The organism is Nonomuraea ceibae, assembly GCF_019396325.1.
GTDB lineage: Bacteria > Actinomycetota > Actinomycetes > Streptosporangiales > Streptosporangiaceae > Nonomuraea > Nonomuraea ceibae.
The window spans coordinates 146,491-160,281 of sequence record NZ_JAHKRO010000004.1 but is presented as its reverse complement, the minus strand read 5'-3'; the positions used below and the strand labels follow the sequence as shown (position 1 = coordinate 160,281).

Genomic DNA, 13,791 nt, shown 5'->3' with positions numbered 1-13,791 from the left:
CTCAGCTCAGCCATGACGGCGCGGCGGGCGAGCCGAGCCCGGCGCCGCCGTCGGCGGCCAGCACGTGCCCGTTGACCCAGGCCGACTCGCCGGAGCAGAGCCACAGCAGGCTGGGCACGATGTCGCCGGGCCCGGCGACGCGGCCGGCCGGGCTGCCGGCGGCGACGGCCTCGACGTAGGCGGCCGGGACCGGGTTCAGCGCGGAGCCCACGTCGACGAAGCCCGGGGCGACGGCGTTGACCCGGACGCCCAGCGGGCCCAGCTCCAGCGCGAGGCCGCGGGTCACGGCCTCCAGCGCGGCCTTGGATGCGGCGTAGACGGTGGTGCCGGGGCGCGGACGGCCCGCCCCGCCCGAGCTGGTGAACACGACGGCGGCCGGGCGGCCCGCGCACAGGCCGGCCAGCGTGGTGGCGGCCATCAGCGCCGAGCGGGTGTTGACGGCCATGACCCGGTCGAACAGCTCCTCGGTCGACTCCAGCGCCCGCCGCGCCGGGAACAGCCCCGCCACGTGCAGCAGCGCGTCCAGCGGGCCGTGGGACCGCCACGCCTCCCGCACGACGGCCGCGGCGGCGCCCGGCTCGGCCAGGTCGGCGGCCAGCTCGGCGCCGGCCCCGGGCGCGTCGGCGGCGACCACCCGCGCCCCCTCGCGCGACAGCGCCGCGCAGGCCGCCGCGCCGATCCCGCCCGCCGCGCCCAGCACGAGCACCGTACGGCCGGCGAACCTCACGAGCCGTCCCCGGCGCGGAAGGCGCGGGCGACCTCCTGGCAGGTGCGGAAGGCCAGCGGCCGTTCCAGGCAGGCGTCGAGGAAGCGCTCCAGCCCGATCATCCGGTGCCCCCGGCCGATCACCTGCGGATGGAAGGTCAGCACGCACACGCCGCCCGGCTCCTCCCGGACCATGTAGTCCACGTCGTCCAGGAAGTTGCCGAACACCGTGCCCGGATCGCGCAGCCCCGGCATGATCGCCGTGTCCGTCCGCAGATACTCGAACTGCGGGTAGTCGTCCAGCGACCAGGAGACCGGCAGCTCGACCAGCGGCGTCGGCTCCCCGAACCGGTACGGCCCGTCGGCGTCGGCCACGTCGCCGCGCCTGGCGTAGTAGGGCGTGTAGTCGGTGCCCATCAGGCTGGAGTCGTACTCGCAGCCCAGCTCCAGCAGCACGTCCACGGTCGAGGCGGTGAAGTCCCAGCTCGGCGTCCGGTTGCCGGTGGGCTCGTAGCCGGTGACCCTCCTGATGGAGTCGCGGGCCCGCACGGCCGCCGCGAGCTCGCCGGCCCGGTCGAGCTTCGACACCGGCTCGTGCGCGTAGCCGTGCAGGGCGATCTCGTGCCCGGCCTCGGCGATGGCGGCGCACTCGGCCGGATAGGTGTCGACGGTGTGGCCGGGGACGAAGAACGTCGCGGTGATCCCGCGCCTGGCGAGCGCCTTGAGGATGCGCGGCATCGCGTGCGCGCCGAACTCGCCGCGCGAGACCGGCCCCGGCGACGTCATCCCGCGCGCCAGCCAGAGCGAGATGGCGTCGAAGTCGAACGTCAGGCAGATCGTGCTCTCAGGCATGGCCCTCCTCAGGGAAGCAGACCTCGGGTACGGCGCCGGGCTCGAACACGTCGTCCAGCCGCCACCGCTCGTACGGGTGCGAACAGGGCGGCTCCGGCGCGATGCTGAGCTCCCGCCGGTTCAGGTCCATCAGCACCGAGTAGACGGTCGTCACCACCTCGGCGGCTGGGGCGTCCGGGTCGGCGTGCCGGCAGATGCTGTCGGGGTGGGAGTAGTGGTCGCGCAGCGCGGCGACGAGGTCGCGCGGCTCCAGCGTGCGCGCGGCGGCGGCGTCCTCCAGCAGGTGGCGCGCCCTCGCCGGCCGCAGCAGCGTGAGCGCCGAGGTGGCCGCCTTCCTGTCGGTCAGCGGCAGCGGGCACTGGAAGTGGTTGGAGTGCGTGATCAGCCCGCCCTCCGGCAGCAGCGCGCCGAACACGCCCGGCGCCACCTCCAGGTCGATCGCCTCGCCTCCGGCGTCGGCGATGAGCAGGTTGCCGGAGGAGATCCGCGTCACGTCCAGCGCCTTGCGGTGCGCCTCGCTCATCGTGCGCGACTGCAGCACGCCGCGCAGCAGATAGTGGTACGGCACCCCGGCCCCGCCGGTGTCGCGGTCGGAGACCAGCAGGTTCGCGCACACGCCGAGCCCCGCCGAGTTGAGTCCCGACTTGGCCAGCATCCCGGCCTCGGCCAGCGTCAGCACCGCGAACCCGTCGGTGTCGCGGGTCGCCAGCAGGAACGTGACCGGGCCCTGCTCCGGGTGCCAGTCCCAGTTCTGCGCGAGCAGCGTGTGGCCGTCGCGGGTGTGCTTGCCGATGGCCGCGACCGAGGTGCATCCCTCGTCCCGGTAGCCGGTCCCGTACAGCATCTCGGTGCGCGCGTTGAGCGCGGTGATGTGCTCGACCGGCCGGCCCGCGCCGGCGGCGAGCCCTTCGAGCATCCGCGCGATGCGGGGGTCGTAGTCCCTGGCGACCTCCAGGTAGGTGGCGCCCCAGCGGCGCACGTCGGCGTCGCCGAGCCCGGCCTGGTCCCGGAAGCGGCGCAGGTAGGTGCCGAGGCTCTGTTCGACCAGGCCGGCGGTGCGGCGGCCGAGCTCGGCGCCCATCTCCTCGTAGGTGCCCTGGACCGCGACAACGGGTGGGTTCATGGTCGGTTCCCTCCTAGTGCAGGCGCCGGTGGGCGGTCTCCCGCATGCCGATCACGACGAGGAGCGTGACGAACGCGGAGACGATCGGCAGCACCACGGGCGACATGTCGGACCCGGTGAGCTGGATCGCGCCCGTGGCCACGAACGGCGCCGTGCCGCCGAACGCCATGACCGCGAAGTTGTAGCCGATGGACATCGTCGAATACCGCAGCTTCGTCGGGAACATCTCCGACAGCGCCGCCGGGCCGGGTCCCGAGAACATGGCCAGGACGACCGCGATGACGATCTGCCCGGCGAACACGCCGAACGTGCCGCCGTGCTGCAGCAGCAGCATGACCGGCCAGCTCAGCACCAGGAACCCGGCGGCGGCCGCGATGAGCAGCGGCTTGCGCCCGACCCGGTCCGACAGCGCGCCGAACGAGGCGATGCACACGGTCAGCACGACCAGCCCGACGATGTTGGAGGCCCGCGCCACGCCCGGGTCCACCCCGGCCACGTCCGCCAGCCAGGTCGGCAGGTAGGTGAGGAAGAAGAAGTACGCGACCGTCCACAGCATGGTGAAGCCGAACCCGCGCAGGATGCTCGGGAACTCGGTGCGCAGCCCCTCCTTGAGCGGGCTCTTGGCCGTCGCGCCCTTCTCCTGCTCCTCGGCGAACGCCGGCGTCTCGTCCAGGCCGTACCGGAGCCAGAGCGCGGCCACGGCCGTCAGCGCCGACAGCAGGAACGGGATCCGCCACGCCCAGGCGAGCACCTGCTCCTCGGTGAAGATCGTGGAGTTGAGCGCCACCACGCCGGAGGCGAGCAGGAAGCCGGCCGCCGTGGAGACCTGGTTGAAGCTGCCGAAGAAGCCGCGCCGCCGCGCCGGGGCGTACTCGACGAGGAAGGCCGCCGAGCCCGCCCACTCGCCCGCCACCGAGAAGCCCTGCACCATCCGCAGGACCACCAGCAGCAGCGGCGCGAGCACGCCGATGCTCTCGTACGTGGGCAGCAGGCCGATCAACGTGGTGGCCGCGCCCATCAGGAGCACGCTGACCACCAGCGCGATCCGGCGGCCGAACTTGTCGCCGACGTGCCCGAACGTGATCGCGCCGAGCGGGCGCATGAGGAAGCCGACGGCGAACACCGCGAACGTGTAGAGGGTGCCGACGAGGCCGTCCGATTCGGGGAAGAACAGCTTGCCCAGTGTGGCGGCGGTGTAGCCGTACACCAGGTTGTCGTAGTTCTCCATGATGTTGCCGAAGGAGCCGGCGACGACGGCGCGCATGGAGCCGCCGGTCCGGTTCAGGGTGCTGTTGTCGCTCATCGCGACCTCTCACTTCTCGGGGGGGTCATGAGGCGGTGTAGCCGCCGTCGACCGGCAGCAGGACGCCGGTGACGAACGACGCGCGGGGCGAGGCCAGGTAGGCGACCGCCTCGGCCACGTCGGCGGGGTCGCCCGGGCGGGCCATCGGGGCGCGTTCGATCCGGGGCCTGAGCTGGTCGTCGGAGAGCTGCCGCAGCAGCGGCGTGACGAACACGCCGGGCAGCACGGCGTTGACGCGGATGCCGCGGCAGGCCAGCTCGACGGCCGCGGTCCTAGTGAGCATGTGCAGCCCGGCCTTGCTGACCTGGTAGGCCACGGAGGAGGGCGGCGAGGGCGGGCCGGGCGGCGGCACCTGGCCGTAGACGGAGCCGATGTTGACGACGCTGGCGTGCGGGCTGGCCGTCAGCTCGGCGGCGAAGGCGCGGATGCCGGTCCACGGCGCCCACAGGTTGGTGCGCAGGATCCGGTCCCAGTCGTCGTCGGCGGTGTCGAGCAGGCCGGTGCGGGCGCTGACGCCGGCGTTGTTGACGAGGATGTCGAGCCGGCCGTGGGTGGCGCGGACGGTCTCGGCGAAGGCGTCCCAGGAGTCGCGGTCGCGTACGTCCAGGGGGTGGTAGAGGGCGCCGGCCGACGGCGGGCGGTCGTCGCGAAGGTCGCCGTAGACGACCTGGGCGCCGCGTGCGCGCAGGCCGTCGACGATGGCGGCGCCGAGACCGGCGGCGCCGCCGGTGACGGCGGCGACCAGTCCTTCGAGCTCCATGGTCCTCCCTCCCTACCGGCGTATGCCCTGGTAGGAGCTTTGAGGACCATCCTGGGCCGGTGGGCGGCCCGTGGCGTCCGTCAGATGACGGATGTGCGCTCGGCGGCCTCCACCACGTTGGACAGCAGGAGGGCGCGGGTCATCGGGCCGACGCCGCCCGGGTTGGGCGTGAGGAAGCCGGCGACGTCGTCCGCGTCGGCCGCCACGTCACCGGCGATCTTGCCGTTGACGCGGGAGACGCCGACGTCGAGCACGGCGGCGCCCGGCTTGACCATGTCGGCGGTGATGAGGTCGGGCACCCCGGCCGCGGCCACCACGATGTCGGCGCGGCGCACGTGCGCGGCCAGGTCCTGGGTGCCGGTGTGGCAGAGGGTCACGGTCGCGTTCTCGCTGCGGCGGGTCAGCAGCAGGCCGAGCGAGCGGCCCACGGTGATGCCGCGGCCGACCACGGCGACCTCGGCGCCCTTGATCGGCACCCCGTACTGCTGCAGGAGCAGGACGATGCCGTGGGGCGTGCACGGGAGCGGCGCGTCGACCATGTGGACCAGGCGGCCCAGGTTGACCGGGTGGAGGCCGTCGGCGTCCTTGGCCGGGTCCATCCGCTCCAGCAGCGCCATCGTGTCGAGGTGCTTGGGCAGCGGGAGCTGGACGATGTAGCCGGTGCAGGAGGGCGAGGCGTTGAGCTCGTCGATGGCGGCCTCGACGTCGGCCTGGGTGGCGGTCGCGGGCAGGTCGACGCGGATGGAGGAGATGCCGACCTCGGCGCAGTCGCGGTGCTTGCCCGCCACGTAGATCTGGCTGCCCGGGTCGTCGCCGACCAGCACGGTGCCGAGGCCGGGCGTGATGCCACGCTCCTTGAGCGCGGTCACCCGGGCCGCCAGGTCCGCCTTGATCTTCGCTGCCGTCGCCTTGCCGTCGAGTCTCACTGCGCTCATGCGGTCAATCCTTCCACGCTCCGGCTGCCGGGCGTCCACGACCCGAATGACATCGTTGTCATCGGACTTTGGACGGCATATGGTGACCTTCGCCGGAATTGCGCGCTCCCTCGAGAGGTGGTCATGTCCGCTCACCCCCGCCCGCCCGCACGCCGATGACGTACGTACTCGCCATCGACATCGGAGGCACCAAGCTCGCCGCCGCGCTGGTGGACGAGGAGGGCGCCGTGCTGCGTTCCGCCACCCGGCCCACGCCCCGCGAGCAGGTCATGGCCGCGCTCGGCGGGCTCGTCGACGAGGTGACCGGCGACGGGCCCGCGCCGGTCGCCGTGGGGATCGGCTGCGCCGGGCCGCTCGACCGCGGCACCGTCAGCCCGGTGAACATGCCGAGCTGGCGGCGCTTCCCGCTGCGCGACGAGGTGCGGGCGCTGACCGGGCTGCCCACCGTGCTCGCCGGCGACGCCCAGTGCATGGCGCTCGGCGAGCACTGGCTCGGCGCCGGGCGCGGCAGCTCGGCGCTGCTGGGCGTGGTCGTCTCCACCGGAATCGGCGGCGGTCTCGTCATCGGCGGGCGGCCGCTGCTCGGCCCCACCGGCAACGCCGGGCACGTCGGCCACATGACGATCGACCCGTACGGCGAGCGCTGCGAGTGCGGCGGGCGCGGCTGCGTCGAGCGCTACGCCAGCGGCCCCAACATGACCCGCTGGGCCCTGGAGAACGGCTGGCGCCCCGGCTCGGAGCACCCCGAGACGGCGCGCCCGGACGCGCGGATGCTGGCCCGCGACGCGGCGGACGGCGATCCGGTCGCCGTGGCCGCCTTCGAGCGGGGGGCCGCGGCGCTGGCCGGGATGATCGCCTCCACGGCTGCCGCCACCGAGGTGAGCACCGTGGTCGTCGGCGGCGGGGTGTCGGGCGCCGGGCCGGTGCTGTTCGAGCCGCTGGCGCGGGCCCTCGACGACGTCGGCGGGCTGGCGTTCGTCAGGGCGGTGCGGGTCCGGCCGACCACCCTGGGAGTACGGGCCGGGCTGGCCGGCGCCGCCAAACTGGCCTGGGACTACTCGCGCTCGGCGAACTGAGCCTCACGCCGCTCGATGATCCGGCGGGTGAACGGGATGAGCTCGACGACCCGCCCGCCCAGGTAGGCGCCGATGAACGCGAGCAGGATGAGCACGAAGGGGCTGGTCGCGAACCCGTTCACGGCGATGAGGGCCTGCAGGGATGCGTCGAGCAGTGTCATGAGGGACTCCGGGGAGCAATCACGCGGCGGAAGCCCTCAGATTAACCGCACCATGCGGATGCTTGACCCGCTTTTGGGTGACCCGCCCCGGCGGGCCACCCTTTCGGCATCAGTGGAAGAAGTGCCGCGTGCCGGTGAAGTAGAGCGCCACGCCCGCTTTCTCCACGGCCTCGATGACCTCCTGGTCACGCACCGAGCCGCCCGGCTCGACGATGGCCCTGACGCCCGCCTCGATGAGCACCTGCGGCCCGTCGGCGAACGGGAAGAACGCGTCGGACGCGGCCACCGAGCCCGCCGCCCGCTCCCCCGCGCGCGACACCGCCAGCCGGCACGAGTCGACCCGGTTGACCTGGCCCATGCCGACGCCCACCGTGGCCAGGTCGCCGGCCAGCAGGATCGCGTTGGACTTGACCGAACGCGCCGCCCGCCAGGCGAACACCAGGTCGGCCATCACCGCCGGCGACACCGGCTCGCCCGCCTTGAGCTGCCAGGTCGCCGGGTCGTCGCCGGCCGCGTCGATCCGGTCGACCTGCTGCACCAGCAGCCCGCCGTCGATGCGGCGGAACTCGGCCGGGTTGACCGGGCCGCTCGGGCAGACCAGCAGGCGGATGTTCTTCTTCTGCGTCAGCACGGCCAGCGCCTCGGGCTCGTAGGAGGGCGCCACCACGACCTCGGTGAACACCTCGGCGATCTGCCTGGCCAGCTCGGCGGTGACCGCGCCGTTGACCGCGATCACGCCGCCGTAGGCGGAGACGGGGTCGCAGGCGTGCGCCTTGCGGTGGGCCTCGGCCACGTCGGCGCCGACGGCGATGCCGCACGGGTTCTGGTGCTTGATGATGGCGACGCACGGGCCGGTGAAGTCCCAGGCCGCGCGCCAGGCGGCGTCGGCGTCCAGGTAGTTGTTGTAGGACATCTCCTTGCCGTGCAGCTGCTCGGCGTTGGCCAGGCCGTCGCCGCCCGCGCTGTAGAGGGCCGCGGCCTGGTGCGGGTTCTCGCCGTAGCGCAGCGCGCTCTTGCGCTCCCAGGTGGCGCCCATGAACTGCGGCCACGTCTCCTGCTCGGCGTAGCCGTTGGCGAACCAGGACGCCACGGCCACGTCATAGGCGGCGGTGTGGGCGTAGGCGGCGCCCGCCAGCCGGCGGCGCTCGGTGAGCGTGAAGCCGCCGTGGTCGAGCGCGGCCAGCACGTCGCCGTAGGCGGCGGGGTCGACCACGACCGCGCAGGTGCTGTGGTTCTTGGCCGCGCCGCGGATCATCGCGGGCCCGCCGATGTCGATCTGCTCCACGCACTCCGCGTCGGACGCGCCCGAGGCGACCGTCTGCTGGAACGGGTAGAGGTTGACCACCACGAGCTGGAACGGGTCGATCTCCAGCTCGTCGAGCTGCGCCACGTGGTGCGGCTTGTTGAGGTCGGCCAGCATGCCGGCGTGCACGCGCGGGTGCAGGGTCTTGACCCGCCCGTCGAGGCACTCGGGGAAGCCGGTGAGCTGCTCGACCTTGGTGACCGGAATCCCGTAGGAGGCGATGGCCGCCGCCGTGCCGCCCGTCGAGACGATCTCCACCCCCGCCCCGTCCAGGGCTCTGGCCAGCTCCTCCAGCCCCGACTTGTCGTAGACGGCGATGAGAGCGCGCCGGATGGCGATGCGAGTCACGTGCTTTCCCCTCCTGATGGGTTACCGATGCGGACGCTGCGTCCGCTGACCGTCCAGCCCTCGCGGGCCATCCGGCCGACGACGTCGACGAGCAGGCGGCGCTCGACGGTCTTGATGCGCTCGTGCAGGGTCGCCTCGTCGTCGGCGGGCAGCACGGGCACGGCCTCCTGCGCGACGATCGGCCCGGTGTCGACGCCGGCGTCGGCCAGCATCACCGTGCACCCCGTCACCTTGACCCCGTGGGCCAGCGCGTCACGCACCCCGTGGGCGCCGGGGAAGGCCGGCAGCAGCGCGGGGTGGGTGTTGAGCAGCGGGAACTCCTCCAGGGTCGGAGCTCCGACGATCTTCATGAAGCCGGCCGAGACGACCAGGTCCGGCTTGTGGGCGGCGATCTCCGCCGCGAGCGCGGCATCCCACGCGGCCCGGGACGGGTAATCGCCCAACTTTCGGACAAAAGTGGGTATACCTGCGCGAGATGCTCTAGCCAGTCCTTCGATGCCATCCCGGTCCGCACCGACGGCCACGACCCGGGCTCCGTAAGACGGATCGGCGGAAGCGTCCAGGAGGGCCTGTAGGTTTGTTCCAGAGCCGGAGACGAGGACGACGAGCCGCGCAGCCTTGGACACGCACACTCCCATGAGGATTCCGGGTTGGGGCTGCCAGCGTATCTGTTCCCGGTCACGGTGACGCAGAGGAGGTCAGGTGTCGACACCGGTGCAAGCACCAGCCGGTCAGCAGCCCGCGGAGTCCGCGGGACGCCGGGCGATCTGGTTGTCCATCGCCGCGCTGGCGATGACGATCATGCTGCCCGCGGCGGGCCTGGTTCTGGCGGTGTTCGCGCTCGTGGCGGGGATTCGCGCACTCCCGCTGCTGCGAAACGCGGGGAAGCCCACAGGCGCGGCAGCGGGCGGCATCGCCGTCTCGACCGTCGCACTGCTGCTGTCGGCCGGAGCCACGGCCATGCAGCTCTATCTGATGGACGAGCACTCCGCCTACCAGGAATGCCTGAAGGGCGCGGGCACCGTGTCCTCCCAGGGAGAGTGCTACGTGCAGTTCAGGGAGGCGGCGGAGAAGAAGCTGCCCTCCGACGTGCTGGAGATCCTGGGCACGACGCCCTAGTCCCGGTCCCAGGCGTAGGGGTCGACGTAGATGACGTGGCCGCCCCGGTCGTCCGACTCGTCCACGATGTCCTGACGCGCCGGCGCCGCCTGGTCCATCGGCGGGCGCGGGCGCGCCTGCGAGAGCGTCTCGGCCGCGGCCGAGGCGTGCTCGTCCTGCCAGTCGTCACGGATGACCGGGATCGGCTGGGTGTCGGCCTCCGTGGCGTCCATCCAGTGACCGGGCAGCGGGCGGGCGTCGGCCTCGGCCAGCCCCACCTTGCTCGCCGCCCGGGCGATCGCCGCCCCCGCCTTGCGCATCGGCGCCGCCGCCTTGTCCAGCGGCGCGCGGGCCTTGCGGTTGAGCAGCAGCAGGTTCGTCACCCCGGCGGAGATGCCCGCCGCCACGCCGACCTCCAGCGCGACCGACAGCGCCACCTCCCACGGCGACGGCCCGACGGCCGTCAGCCGGCCGCCGCCGATCGGGCCCCCGGACAGCGCCGCCAGCAGCCCCGCCACCAGCCCTGACGTGACGCCCGTCAGGAAACCCCACAGCGGCGCGGCCTCGTACGCGGGAGAAGGCGACATCCTGGCCACGACCACGCCCGCCACCGCGCCCGCCGCGAACGGCAGCGCGATCACCGCCATCATCCACGCGGGCACCGGCCCGCTCTCCGGCAGCGCGCCCAGCAGCGGCAGGCTCGGCACCGTGCCGAGCTGCACGCCCGTGGGCGCCACCAGCGTGTCGGCGCCGATCGCGAAGCCCGGCCCGGCGATGTACGACGACGCCCAGATGACCACGTTGAACAGGTAGAGCGCCTGCACCAGCAGGAGCAGCAGCCCGCCCACGACCCCCGGCGACAGCACGTCCGACAGCTCGCGCACCTGGTCGAAGTTGAGCGCCACGGCGACCAGCACTAGGCCCAGCCCGAACAGCACGAGCAGCGCCGTGGCCACCGCCGTGCCGACCGTCAGCGCCCGCACCCGCTCGGGCAGCAGCCGCAGCATCGCCCGCCACGGCCCGATCGTCCGCGCCGTCGCCACCGCGCCCACCACGAACGCCAGCAGGAAGTGGCTCAGCAGCGCCTCGCCGATGAACGGCTGGGTGATCTCGTTGCTGGTGACGAGCGCGATCAGACCCGCCAGCAGCGCGTACGGGGCCGCCAGCGACACACCGGCCTGCGCCACCAGCAGCAGCTGGGCGCGGCGCCGGGCCGCGGCCTTCTCGCGCGGGCTGTTCTTCGGCAGCCGCGCCGGCAGCCGCAGCCGCAGGTCGGCGTCGCGGGCCATCCACCGGCCCGCCTTGTACAGCAGCACGGCGGGCAGCACCATCAGGCCGATCGGCAGCAGCCCCACCCGGCCTCCCGGGATGGCGAACCCGGCATGGTGGGCCGCCAGCCAGATCTGCGCCGCCGTGCGGAACACCCCGGGCAGCCCGTCGCCCAGCGTGCCGCGTGGCGCGGCGATCCAGCCGACCAGCGTGAGCGTCGTGAGCACGGCCAGCCCGACGCCCAGCGTGCACGCGGCGGCCAGCATCCCGGACACAGGCAGTGGCCGGCGCGTCTCGTCATCGTCACTCGAGACCCCGGGGAGCTTGCCGAGAACCGACCGGGGGGCGGTCCGCAGCTGGTCGAGTATCGCCGTCACAACAAGCGATTTTCTCAATCTTTCCCGACCAGCGCTTGGTTGACGCGCCGCCCCCGCCCAGTTTGTGCGCCGTTTCAAGATCAATAGTCGTCGAGGGCAAGATCAAGAGACCCCAAAGCCCCGGACAGGGCGGCCGGGGCGCACTCGCGGGCCCAACCGGCCGGCGTGTCACCGACCGGCCGTGAGCGCTCCCGGGCGGCGCCCAGGAAAAGCGGAAGCCCCGCGCTCAACCGCGCGGGGCTTCGGCCGTGAAAGCAGTTCAGCGGGACTGCATGATCTCCCGCATCAGCCGAGCGGTCTCGGAGGGGGTCTTGCCGACGCGGACGCCGACCTTCTCCAGGGCCTCCTTCTTGGCCTGGGCGGTGCCCGCGGAGCCGGACACGATGGCGCCCGCGTGGCCCATGGTCTTGCCCTCGGGGGCGGTGAAGCCCGCGACGTAGGCGACGACCGGCTTGGTGACATGCTCCTCGATGTAGGCCGCCGCGCGCTCCTCGGCGTCGCCGCCGATCTCGCCGATCATGACGATCGCGTCGGTGCCCGGGTCCTCCTGGAACGCCTGGAGGGCGTCGATGTGGGTGGTCCCGATGACCGGGTCGCCGCCGATGCCCACGGCCGTGGAGAAGCCGAAGTCACGCAGCTCGTACATGAGCTGGTAGGTCAGCGTGCCGGACTTGGACACCAGGCCGATGCGGCCCGCGGTGGTGATGTCGGCCGGGATGATGCCGGCGTTGGAGGCGCCGGGCGAGGCGATGCCGGGGCAGTTGGGGCCGATGATGCGGGTCTTGTTGCCCTTGGCGACCGCGTACGCCCAGAACTCGGTGGAGTCGTGGACCGGCACGCCCTCGGTGATGACGACGCAGAGCGGGATCTCGGCGTCGATGGCCTCCTTGACGGCGTCCTTGGTGAACGCCGGGGGCACGAAGACGACCGACACGTCGGCGCGGGTCTTCTCGATGGCCTCCTTGACCGTGCCGAACACGGGCAGGCCCTCGTGCGTGGTGCCGGCCTTGCGGGCGTTGACGCCGCCCACGACGCGGGCGCCGGAGGCGAGCATGCGGCGGGTGTGCTTGGTGCCCTCGCCGCCGGTCATGCCCTGAACGATGATCTTGCTGTTCTCGGTCAGCCAGATAGCCATGTGTCACACACCTGCCGCAGCGAGCTCGGCGGCCCGCTTGGCCGCGTCGTCCATCGTGTCTACCAGCTCGACGCGCGGGAGTGCGGCGTCGGCCAGGATCTGCCGCCCGAGCTGGGCGTTGTTGCCGTCGAGTCGGACCACCAGCGGGTGCGTGACGGCCTCGCCGCGGCTTTCGAGGAGCTTGAACGCCGACACGATGCCGTTGGCGACGGCGTCGCAGGCGGTGATGCCGCCGAAGACGTTCACGAAGATCGACTTGACCGACGGGTCGGACATGATGATCTCCAGGCCGGCCGCCATGACCTCGGCGGACGCGCCGCCGCCGATGTCGAGGAAGTTGGCCGGGGACGGCTTGCCCGGGAACGCCTCACCGGCGTAGGCGACCACGTCGAGCGTGGACATGACCAGGCCGGCGCCGTTGCCGATGATGCCGACGTCGCCGTCGAGCTTGACGTAGTTGAGGTCCTTCTCCTTGGCCTTGGCCTCCAGGGGGTCCTCGGCCGCCTTGTCGGCGAAGGCCTCGTGGTCGGCCTGGCGGAAGGTGGCGTTGTCGTCGAGCGTGACCTTGCCGTCGAGCGCCTTCACCTGCCCGTCGGCCGCGAGGATCATCGGGTTGACCTCGACCAGCGTGGCGTCCTCGTCGACGAACGCGCACCAGAGCTTCTCGATGAGCTCGGCGGCGCCGTCGAGGGCCTTCTCCGGCAGGCCGCCGGCGATCGCGATGTCGCGGGCCTTGGCCCGGTCGACGCCGGTCAGCGCCGAGACGGGCACCTTGGCGACCTTCTCGGGCGTGCTGTGGGCGACCTCCTCGATGTCCATGCCGCCCGCGGCCGAGCAGATCGCGAGGAAGGTGCGGTTGGCGCGGTCGAGCAGGAACGAGAAGTAGTACTCCTCCGCGATCGCGCTGGCCTCCTCCACGAGCACCTTGTGGACCGTGTGGCCCTTGATGTCCATGCCGAGGATCGCGCCGGCCTTCTCGACGGCGTCGGCGGCGTCGTCGGCCACCTTCACGCCGCCGGCCTTCCCGCGCCCGCCGGTCTTTACCTGGGCCTTGACGACGACACGGCCGGTCAGCTGCTCCGCTGCCGCCCGCACTTCCTCCACGGTGTGGGCGACGATGCCGCGAGGCACCGGGATGCCGTAGTCCGCGAAGAGCTCCTTCGCCTGATGTTCGAACAGGTCCACGAGGGTCCGTCCTTGCTCATTTCCGACTGATGTTCGACGGCCCGGTCCACCCCGTGCGTGCCGGGCGTTTTCCGCCAGTGAAGCCTAGCCCCAACCTTGACCTGACCAGGTCATCGGGTAGCAGATATCCCGCGATGTGACGGTGATCTCACTTCCCCGAT

General features: G+C 72.5%; 14 protein-coding genes. 2 read left to right on the top strand and 12 right to left on the bottom strand.

Going from position 1 to position 13,791, the window contains the following annotated elements; translation table 11 throughout:
- Position 1: 1 nt before the first annotated feature.
- From KME80_RS04825 to KME80_RS04800, 6 genes are all read right to left on the bottom strand, one after another.
- On the bottom strand, positions 2-727 hold the full coding sequence (locus tag KME80_RS04825; RefSeq protein WP_219500641.1) for an SDR family NAD(P)-dependent oxidoreductase: 726 nt from the start codon (positions 725-727) through the stop codon (positions 2-4).
- Positions 724-1,557, bottom strand: coding sequence for a polysaccharide deacetylase family protein (locus KME80_RS04820; protein ID WP_219500639.1), 834 nt, complete (start codon positions 1,555-1,557; stop codon positions 724-726). Before KME80_RS04820 ends, KME80_RS04825 begins: the two co-directional genes overlap by 4 nt.
- Entirely contained in the window at positions 1,550-2,680 is a 1,131-nt protein-coding gene (locus KME80_RS04815) for a C45 family autoproteolytic acyltransferase/hydrolase (RefSeq protein WP_219500638.1), read from the bottom strand. Before KME80_RS04815 ends, KME80_RS04820 begins: the two co-directional genes overlap by 8 nt.
- Positions 2,681-2,693: 13 nt before the next feature.
- Positions 2,694-3,983 carry an MFS transporter gene (locus KME80_RS04810; protein WP_219500636.1) on the bottom strand — a complete coding sequence of 430 codons (1,290 nt, stop codon included), beginning with the start codon at positions 3,981-3,983 and terminating at the stop codon, positions 2,694-2,696.
- Between the two features lie 25 nt (positions 3,984-4,008).
- Positions 4,009-4,743, bottom strand: coding sequence for an SDR family NAD(P)-dependent oxidoreductase (locus KME80_RS04805; protein WP_219500634.1), 735 nt, complete (start codon positions 4,741-4,743; stop codon positions 4,009-4,011).
- Between the two features lie 80 nt (positions 4,744-4,823).
- Positions 4,824-5,678 (bottom strand): bifunctional methylenetetrahydrofolate dehydrogenase/methenyltetrahydrofolate cyclohydrolase, encoded by an 855-nt coding sequence (locus tag KME80_RS04800; protein WP_219500633.1) that lies wholly within the window; start codon positions 5,676-5,678, stop codon positions 4,824-4,826.
- A gap of 155 nt (positions 5,679-5,833) precedes the next feature.
- Here KME80_RS04800 and KME80_RS04795 point away from each other — a divergent pair, with 155 nt between their 5' ends.
- Positions 5,834-6,754 (top strand): ROK family protein, encoded by a 921-nt coding sequence (locus tag KME80_RS04795; protein ID WP_219500632.1) that lies wholly within the window; start codon positions 5,834-5,836, stop codon positions 6,752-6,754.
- On the opposite strand, the gene KME80_RS04790 is transcribed toward KME80_RS04795, so the two are convergent.
- The 3 genes from KME80_RS04790 to purN form a co-directional block, all read right to left on the bottom strand.
- Positions 6,733-6,915: a hypothetical protein gene (locus tag KME80_RS04790; protein ID WP_219500799.1), complete on the bottom strand. Its 183-nt coding sequence runs from the start codon at positions 6,913-6,915 to the stop codon at positions 6,733-6,735. The two genes, KME80_RS04795 and KME80_RS04790, sit on opposite strands and share 22 nt — an antisense overlap.
- A 109-nt stretch (positions 6,916-7,024) precedes the next feature.
- Positions 7,025-8,566: a bifunctional phosphoribosylaminoimidazolecarboxamide formyltransferase/IMP cyclohydrolase gene (gene purH / locus KME80_RS04785; protein WP_219500631.1), complete on the bottom strand. Its 1,542-nt coding sequence runs from the start codon at positions 8,564-8,566 to the stop codon at positions 7,025-7,027.
- Complete coding sequence (gene purN, locus KME80_RS04780) at positions 8,563-9,204, bottom strand: phosphoribosylglycinamide formyltransferase (protein ID WP_219500630.1); 642 nt, start codon at positions 9,202-9,204, stop codon at positions 8,563-8,565. The genes purH and purN overlap by 4 nt, the downstream gene beginning before the upstream one ends.
- A gap of 64 nt (positions 9,205-9,268) precedes the next feature.
- Here purN and KME80_RS04775 point away from each other — a divergent pair, with 64 nt between their 5' ends.
- Positions 9,269-9,685, top strand: coding sequence for a hypothetical protein (locus KME80_RS04775; protein ID WP_308125616.1), 417 nt, complete (start codon positions 9,269-9,271; stop codon positions 9,683-9,685).
- Here KME80_RS04775 and KME80_RS04770 read toward each other — a convergent pair.
- From KME80_RS04770 to sucC, 3 genes are all read right to left on the bottom strand, one after another.
- The gene (locus KME80_RS04770; RefSeq protein ID WP_246644069.1) at positions 9,682-11,199 is read right to left on the bottom strand and encodes a cell division protein PerM; all 1,518 of its coding nucleotides are present in this window, start codon (positions 11,197-11,199) and stop codon (positions 9,682-9,684) included. The genes KME80_RS04775 and KME80_RS04770 overlap by 4 nt on opposite strands.
- Before the next feature lie 370 nt (positions 11,200-11,569).
- Positions 11,570-12,445, bottom strand: a complete 876-nt coding sequence (gene sucD / locus KME80_RS04765) for a succinate--CoA ligase subunit alpha (protein ID WP_049566658.1) — start codon at positions 12,443-12,445, stop codon at positions 11,570-11,572.
- A gap of 3 nt (positions 12,446-12,448) precedes the next feature.
- Positions 12,449-13,630 (bottom strand): ADP-forming succinate--CoA ligase subunit beta, encoded by a 1,182-nt coding sequence (gene sucC, locus KME80_RS04760; RefSeq protein ID WP_219500628.1) that lies wholly within the window; start codon positions 13,628-13,630, stop codon positions 12,449-12,451.
- Between the last annotated feature and the right edge of the window lie 161 nt (positions 13,631-13,791).

Bases quoted from the DNA above. Each gene is read 5' to 3' on its own strand.
- purN (WP_219500630.1), bottom strand. From the start codon at position 9,204: ATGGGAGTGTGCGTGTCCAAGGCTGCGCGGCTCGTCGTCCTCGTCTCC.
- KME80_RS04815 (WP_219500638.1), bottom strand. From the start codon at position 2,680: ATGAACCCACCCGTTGTCGCGGTCCAGGGCACCTACGAGGAGATGGGC.
- KME80_RS04810 (WP_219500636.1), bottom strand. From the start codon at position 3,983: ATGAGCGACAACAGCACCCTGAACCGGACCGGCGGCTCCATGCGCGCC.
- KME80_RS04790 (WP_219500799.1), bottom strand. From the start codon at position 6,915: ATGACACTGCTCGACGCATCCCTGCAGGCCCTCATCGCCGTGAACGGG.
- sucD (WP_049566658.1), bottom strand. From the start codon at position 12,445: ATGGCTATCTGGCTGACCGAGAACAGCAAGATCATCGTTCAGGGCATG.
- KME80_RS04770 (WP_246644069.1), bottom strand. From the start codon at position 11,199: ATGCTGGCCGCCGCGTGCACGCTGGGCGTCGGGCTGGCCGTGCTCACG.
- KME80_RS04800 (WP_219500633.1), bottom strand. From the start codon at position 5,678: ATGAGCGCAGTGAGACTCGACGGCAAGGCGACGGCAGCGAAGATCAAG.
- KME80_RS04805 (WP_219500634.1), bottom strand. From the start codon at position 4,743: ATGGAGCTCGAAGGACTGGTCGCCGCCGTCACCGGCGGCGCCGCCGGT.
- KME80_RS04820 (WP_219500639.1), bottom strand. From the start codon at position 1,557: ATGCCTGAGAGCACGATCTGCCTGACGTTCGACTTCGACGCCATCTCG.
- KME80_RS04795 (WP_219500632.1), top strand. From the start codon at position 5,834: ATGACGTACGTACTCGCCATCGACATCGGAGGCACCAAGCTCGCCGCC.